This window comes from Profundibacter sp. (assembly GCF_056498605.1).
Genome location: NZ_JBSMEZ010000113.1, coordinates 1 through 6,664, shown reverse-complemented (window position 1 = coordinate 6,664; position 6,664 = coordinate 1). Strand labels below are relative to the sequence as shown.

The 6,664-nt window shown below is 56.8% G+C and carries 8 protein-coding genes; 5 read left to right on the top strand and 3 right to left on the bottom strand.

What is annotated here, in order from left to right; translation table 11 throughout:
* The first annotated feature begins 204 nt into the window (after window positions 1–204).
* Window positions 205–537 (top strand): TfoX/Sxy family protein, encoded by a 333-nt coding sequence (locus ACWB12_RS11840; protein WP_479530293.1) that lies wholly within the window; start codon window positions 205–207, stop codon window positions 535–537.
* Here ACWB12_RS11840 and ndk read toward each other — a convergent pair.
* On the bottom strand, window positions 534–956 hold the full coding sequence (gene ndk / locus ACWB12_RS11835; RefSeq protein ID WP_479530292.1) for a nucleoside-diphosphate kinase: 423 nt from the start codon (window positions 954–956) through the stop codon (window positions 534–536). The two genes, ACWB12_RS11840 and ndk, sit on opposite strands and share 4 nt — an antisense overlap.
* Before the next feature lie 131 nt (window positions 957–1,087).
* Between ndk and ACWB12_RS11830 the strand changes: the two genes are divergently transcribed.
* From ACWB12_RS11830 to ACWB12_RS11820, 3 genes are read left to right on the top strand one after another with little or no spacing between them, the layout of a single operon-like run.
* Window positions 1,088–2,935, top strand: coding sequence for an ABC-F family ATP-binding cassette domain-containing protein (locus ACWB12_RS11830; protein WP_479530291.1), 1,848 nt, complete (start codon window positions 1,088–1,090; stop codon window positions 2,933–2,935).
* 50 nt (window positions 2,936–2,985) lie between these two features.
* Window positions 2,986–3,603: a MarC family protein gene (locus ACWB12_RS11825; RefSeq protein ID WP_479530290.1), complete on the top strand. Its 618-nt coding sequence runs from the start codon at window positions 2,986–2,988 to the stop codon at window positions 3,601–3,603.
* Between the two features lie 41 nt (window positions 3,604–3,644).
* Window positions 3,645–4,226 (top strand): retropepsin-like aspartic protease family protein, encoded by a 582-nt coding sequence (locus ACWB12_RS11820; protein ID WP_479530289.1) that lies wholly within the window; start codon window positions 3,645–3,647, stop codon window positions 4,224–4,226.
* Window positions 4,227–4,326: 100 nt separating this feature from the next.
* Here the strand turns inward: ACWB12_RS11820 and ACWB12_RS11815 are convergent, their stop codons facing one another.
* Window positions 4,327–4,785, bottom strand: coding sequence for a DNA polymerase III subunit chi (locus ACWB12_RS11815; RefSeq protein WP_479530288.1), 459 nt, complete (start codon window positions 4,783–4,785; stop codon window positions 4,327–4,329).
* A complete protein-coding gene (locus ACWB12_RS11810; protein WP_479530287.1) occupies window positions 4,785–6,254 on the bottom strand; it encodes a leucyl aminopeptidase in 1,470 nt (489 codons plus the stop codon). Before ACWB12_RS11810 ends, ACWB12_RS11815 begins: the two co-directional genes overlap by 1 nt.
* Window positions 6,255–6,395: 141 nt before the next feature.
* Here ACWB12_RS11810 and ACWB12_RS11805 point away from each other — a divergent pair.
* Window positions 6,396–6,664, top strand: a 269-nt coding sequence (locus ACWB12_RS11805) for an LptF/LptG family permease (protein WP_479530286.1), incomplete at its 3' end; no start/stop codon positions are given.

The following is a 6,664-nucleotide window of genomic DNA, read 5'->3' as shown; positions in this document are numbered from 1 at the left end:
CGTTATCAGCCAAAAGAAGAGCAGGCAGCAGATACGCAACAGCAACCGGTGCGCAAGATCGGTTATGTGGCGCATCGTCTGGACGATCAGCAAACCACACCGGCACCCAAATCCGATGCAAAACCCGCCGCCTTTACGATCACCGACTGGGCCAGCTTCTAATCACAGATTGCAAATTGTGCTGCGCCCGCTAGGCTTTGGCCTATGTCCGGTCCCGTATCCACAATCCGCAACCTAGGCCCCGCCTCTGACGCTGTGTACGCACGTGCAGGCATTCATACGGCAGATCAGTTGCGCGATCTTGGCCCCGATGCAGCCTATGCAAAATTGCTGCAATCCGGCTCCAAACCCCATTTTATAGCTTACTACGCCATGGTTATGGGCCTGCAAGGGCGTCCGTGGAACGATTGTCAGGGCGATGAGAAGGTCGCATTACGAGCGCGGTTTGACGCGCTAAAGAGCAGCGGGCATGACAAAGGCCGCTCCGAATTGGAAGCGGCCCTTGATATGATCGGTGTTATAGAACGGAAAGCTTAGCCAACCAGTTCAAGGCCCGAGAAGAAGAACGCGATTTCTTCGGCAGCTGTTTCTGGCGCGTCTGATCCATGAACCGAGTTTTCGCCAATTGACAGCGCGAATTCTTTACGGATTGTGCCAGCGTCTGCGTCGGCTGGATTGGTTGCGCCCATAACCTCGCGGTTTTTCGCAATCGCGTCTTCGCCTTCCAGAACCTGCACAACGATCGGCTCGGAAATCATGAATTCGCAAAGTTCGCCAAAAAACGGACGCTCGGAATGCACACCGTAGAATTGTTGCGCTTGGGCCAGCGTTAGCTGGATGCGCTTGCTGGCTACGATCCGCAGGCCTGCGGCTTCGAATTTAGCGACAATTGCGCCGGTCAGGTTGCGTTTGGTGGCGTCGGGTTTGATGATCGAAAATGTGCGCTGAATGGCCATGGTGGTTTCTTTCCTAAATGCGGCAGGCACCCTGCCCGCCACGTGATAATTTCGCCGCCCTGCTAACACGTCAATTGCGCCTTGAAAAGCAGCGATTGACCTTACCCGCGTCATAGGCCAAACCGCGCGTCATGTTACGCATCAATGATCTGAATTTCGCCATCCAGGGCCGCCCCCTGTTTGAAAGCGCCAGCGCCACCATCCCGACAGGCCACAAAGTGGGCCTGATCGGACGCAATGGCGCGGGTAAAACCACGTTGTTTAACCTGATCCGTGGTGATCTGCCGTCGGAAACCGGCACCATTACCCTGCCCGCTCGCGCCCGCATCGGCGGTGTGAGCCAGGAAGTGCCGGGCAATGAGGTGTCGCTGATCGACACAGTGCTGGCGGCTGACACCGAACGCGCCGCATTGATGGCTGAATCCGAAACCGCGACCGATGCACACCGGATTGCCGAAATCCACACCCGCCTTGCCGATATTGACGCCTATTCCGCCGAGGCCCGCGCCTCCTCCATCCTCAAAGGGCTTGGCTTTGATGGGGACGAGCAGAAAATGCCCTGTTCCGCCTTTTCCGGTGGCTGGCGGATGCGGGTCGCGCTGGCGGCAGTGCTGTTTAGCGAGCCGGATTACCTGCTGCTGGATGAGCCGACCAACTATCTGGATCTTGAAGGCTCGCTTTGGCTCGAGGCGTATCTGGTGAAATACCCCCATACCGTGCTGATCATTTCGCATGACCGCGAGTTGTTAAACCGTGCGGTTGGCGCGATCCTGCATCTAGAGAACAAGTCCCTTACGCTTTACTCCGGCCCTTACGACCAATTCGTGCGCCAACGCAAAGCCCAACGTGAAGTGCAGGCGGCTGCGGCCAAAAAACAAGAGCTGCACCGCGCCCATTTGCAAAGCTTTGTTGACCGTTTCAAGGCCAAAGCCTCAAAAGCCAAGCAGGCCCAATCCCGTGTGAAAATGCTGGAAAAAATGGAAACCATCCGTGCGCCCGAAGATGCGGCGCGCACGGTGTTTAGCTTCCCCGAACCCGAGGAGCTGTCGCCACCGATTATTTCCTGCGAAGGCGTGTCAGTCGGGTATGATGGCAAAGCGGTTCTGAAGAACCTCAACTTGCGGATCGATCAGGATGATCGCATCGCGTTGCTGGGTAAGAATGGTCAAGGAAAATCCACACTTGCCAAGTTGTTATCAGACAGACTTAAACCAATGTCAGGCCAAATGACCACTTCACGCAAGTTGCGTATCGGGTTCTTTGCCCAGCACCAAGTTGACGAATTATACGTCGATGAAACCCCGCTACAGCACCTATTCCGCGAGCGCCCGAACGAGGGTCAGGCCAAGTTGCGGGCGCGTCTTGCGGGCTTTGGTCTGGGTGCGGATCAGGCGGAAACCGAAGTCGGGCGTCTGTCTGGCGGTCAAAAGGCGCGGCTATCGCTGTTGCTGGCCACCCTGCCAGCACCGCATTTGCTGATTTTGGATGAGCCGACGAACCACCTTGATATCGAAAGCCGCGAGGCGCTGGTCGAGGCGCTGACCGCCTATTCCGGTGCTGTGATCCTGATCAGCCACGATATGCATTTGCTGTCGATGGTGGCGGACCGGTTGTGGTTGGTGAAAGATGGCAGCGTTTCGGTGTGGGAAGAGGATTTGCAGGCCTACCGCAAAGATTTGCTAACCAAAGACGCACCCGCCAAGCCCAAGAAAGCCAAAGCCGCGCCCAAACGGGCCAGCCGCGATCAAATCCTTGCCTTGCGCGCTGATGTTCGAAAATGCGAGGAACGGGTCGGCAAACTGAATGATATGCGCGATAAACTGGCCAAAAAGCTGGCTGATCCCGCGCTCTATGACGAAGATGCGGGTAATCAGGCTGAACCTTGGCAGCGCAAGTATTCAGAGGTGATGAACGCGCTGGATCGGGCCGATGAGATGTGGATGAAAGCGCTGGAAAAACTGGAAAAGGCCCAGAAATGAGCATGTCGCAGTTGAATATCCCGATGTTGTTGATTCGAGACACACTCTAAGTGGATCAAGCCGCCATCATAACTGCTTTTATCACCCTGTTCGTGATTATCGACCCAATCGGGTTAGCGCCCTTGTTTGTGGCCCTGACCAAAGGCGAGGACACAGCGCACAGGCGCAGCATTGCCATCCGTGCCACCGTCATTGCTGGCGGTTTGCTGGTGCTGTTCGGGCTGTTTGGCGAGGCGGTGTTGGGGTTCGCAGGCATTTCCATGCCCGCCTTTCGCATTGCTGGCGGCATCCTGCTGTTTTTAACGGCGCTGGATATGCTGTTTGAGCGGCGCAGCAAGCGGCGCAAAGGTCAAGCCAGTTCTGAAAACGACCCCTCGGTGTTTCCGCTGGCCACCCCGCTGATTGCTGGCCCCGGGTCTATCGCCACCATGATCCTGCTGACCGGAGAAGCGGGCGGCGACTGGGCGTTGATCGGCGCTGTGATGCTGGTTTTGCTGGCGGTTTTGCTGCTGGTCCTGCTGTTTTTCCTGTCCGCAGGGCTGCTGGAACGCGCGTTAGGCGATACCGGCACCAATGTGGTGAGCCGCCTGTTGGGGATGCTTTTGGCCGCCCTATCTGTGCAATTCGTTATCGACGGCATCACAGCAATCAACTGGCTTGGCGGATAGGCTATTCGTGCCTATATCTAGAGCAACGAAAGGCGCGCGTGATGAATTCAGATAACTTTGCACAGTTGATTTACCTTGTCCTGCTGGGCAGCGTCATTGCCGGATGGTTCTTTATCGACAAACGCAAAAACCTGGGGAAAACCGCACAACAGGCCGCCGTTTGGGCGCTGATTTTTGTCGGGGTGATCGCGGCGATCGGGCTGTGGTCGGATATCCGCGACAATGTTGCCCCCAGCCAGTCCTATATCGACGGGATGGCCACGGTCGAAGTGCCGCGATCCGGCGATGGGCATTATTATCTAACGCTGGATATCGACGGAACAGACGTGGAATTTGTCATCGACACGGGGGCGTCCGATGTGGTGCTGACCAAGGCCGATGCAATGCGGGTCGGGATTGATGTTGAAAACCTGTTTTTCGGTGACATTGCCAACACCGCCAATGGCGAAGTGCGCACAGCGCGGGTCCGGTTGCAAAACGTGCGGCTGGGCGAGATTGTGGATCTGTCTGTTGGTGCCTCTGTGAACGAGGGGGAAATGGACACATCGCTGTTGGGGATGACCTATTTGCAGCGCTACAGCAAGATCGAGATCGGCGGCGGCAAGATGGTGCTGCGGCGCTAAAAATTTCTTTACCTGCGGCGCGGAGTTTGAGCCGTCATGGAAACACTCTGGGGGAGAGTTTCAGGTGAAAAACGGGCGGCGCCCATGGAACGAAATGGGCCTAGCGTTCGGCCTTCTTTTCCCAGTTGCCGTTTTCTTGTGACCAGTATTGCGCCGAACATCCTGCCTCGGTCAGGGATTTCCATTGGGCACGGGCGCGGGTCAGGGCCGCGTCGTCATTGCCATCGAACAGGATGCTAACCCGCTCCATTTTATTGACCTCCTCAACGGATACATCCGCCCCATCAACGGCCAGAACACAGGTTGCATCATTGGCGCAAATGGCTTCGGTGGTCAGCAAAACTGGCTGTGCCGCATCATGTTCTCCGCCCGCTAACCCATGCGGCAAAAACCCGTCATCACGCCCCAGCCACAGTTTTTCGTCCAGCCATTTCAGACGGTTATCATCTGTTCCGCGCACCACAATCCGCCAACCGGCACCGATGGATTTCTCCAGCAACATCGGCAGCACGGCTTCCAGCGGCGCGCGAGTCAGGTGGTAGAAATAGGCAGCGCCCATTAGACCTCCTGCATGTCGCGGATCAGACGATCCAGCGCCATCACGCCCCAGCCAGTCGCGCCTTTGGGCGCAAGAGTAGATTCGGTTTTCAGCAAGGCGGTGCCGGCGATATCCAGATGGATCCACGGCATTTCATCCGGCACGAACCGTTGCAGGAATTTCGCCGCGGTGATTGATCCGGCGGGTCGTCCGCCTGTGTTTTTCATATCGGCAATGCGGGAATCGATCAGTTTGTCATAGCTCGCGTCCAGCGGCAGACGCCAGGCCCCCTCGCCTTCGGTTTTTGCGGCCTTCAGAAATGCGTTACATAGGGCATTATCGTTGGAAAACACGCCGGTGTTGTCATGGCCAAGGCCGATAATCACCGCCCCCGTCAGGGTGGCCAGATTGATAACCCCAGTTGGTTTGAACCGCTCCTGCGCATACCACAAAACGTCCGCCAGCACCAAACGCCCCTCGGCATCCGTGTTGATCACCTCGATGGTGTCACCTTTCATCGAGCGCACCACGTCGCCAGGGCGCGTTGCCTGACCATCCGGCATGTTTTCAACCAGACCGACCAGACCGACAACATTGGCCTTGGACTTGCGCATCGCCAACGTGCGCATCACGCCCGCCACCACGCCAGCCCCGCCCATATCCATGGTCATGTCCTCCATGCCCGCCGCCGGTTTCAGGGAAATACCGCCGGTGTCAAACACCACGCCCTTGCCGACCAGCGCCAATGGGGCCTCGCCCTTTTTGCCGCCGTTCCACTGCATCACCACCACCTTGGAGGGGCTGCGCGAGCCTTGACCGACGGACAGCAAAGCGCCCATGCCCAGCTTTTCCAGCGCGTCTTCCTCAAGGATTTCAACCTCAAGGCCCAACTCGTGCATCGCTGCCAATCGTGCGGCAAAATCGTCTGTTGTCAGGATGTTGGCGGGTTCGTTCACAAGATCGCGGGTGAAAAACACGCCCTCGGCCACCGCCGCCATTGGCCCTGCAATGGCTGCGACCTCTTCGGGTTTGGTTACCATAAATACAGCCGACCCCATCCGGTCGGCTTCTTTCGATTTATGACAGCTGAAATCATAACCGCGCAACGCCAGCCCCAGTGACACCTCGGCCACCTGCGCCAGATTGCCCGCCAGAATGTGCAAATCCGCCGTGCCCGCGGCTTTGGCAATTGCGGCACCTGCCTTGCGGGCCTCATCCGCCTTTGGCCTGCGTTTCAACTTGATCACCTGAACCGCATCACACGCCATACCAGCCGGAAATGCCAGATCACGCGCTTCGGCCACTTTCAATGCTTCAAACGCCTCGGATTCTGCGAACCGTTTCAACGCCCCTTTGCACAAACGGTTCACCCGTCGGGCGCATATATCCAACTGCCCCTCGACCCCCAGAAATACTGTAATACGGCCCGTTGCCGTCGCAATATGATCTAGATCGGTTACTTTGAATTCTATCTGGCGTGGGGTGGTCATGGCGTTCTCCTGTTCAGTCCGTAAAGGCGGGGTTTTGCCATACCTAGCCTTTGACGCCGCCAAACGCCAGATAGCAGTTTAACCCTACATTTTTATCGGCTAGGTTAAGCAAAATTGATAACACCCGGGGGGATGTAACGCGTGGGCAGATTCGACAGATATTTACTGTCGCAACTGATGGTTTTTTTCGGCTTTTTCGCCCTTATTCTGGTGATGGTCTATTGGATCAACCGGGCGGTGTTGCTGTTTGATCAACTGATTGCCGATGGCCAGTCTGCCACGGTATTTCTGGAATTCACCGTGCTGACCTTGCCCAATGTTATTCGCGTAGTGTTGCCGATTGCCGCCTTTGCTGCTGCGGTTTATGCCACCAACCGGCTGAGTTCGGAGAGCGAACTGGTGGTGGTGCA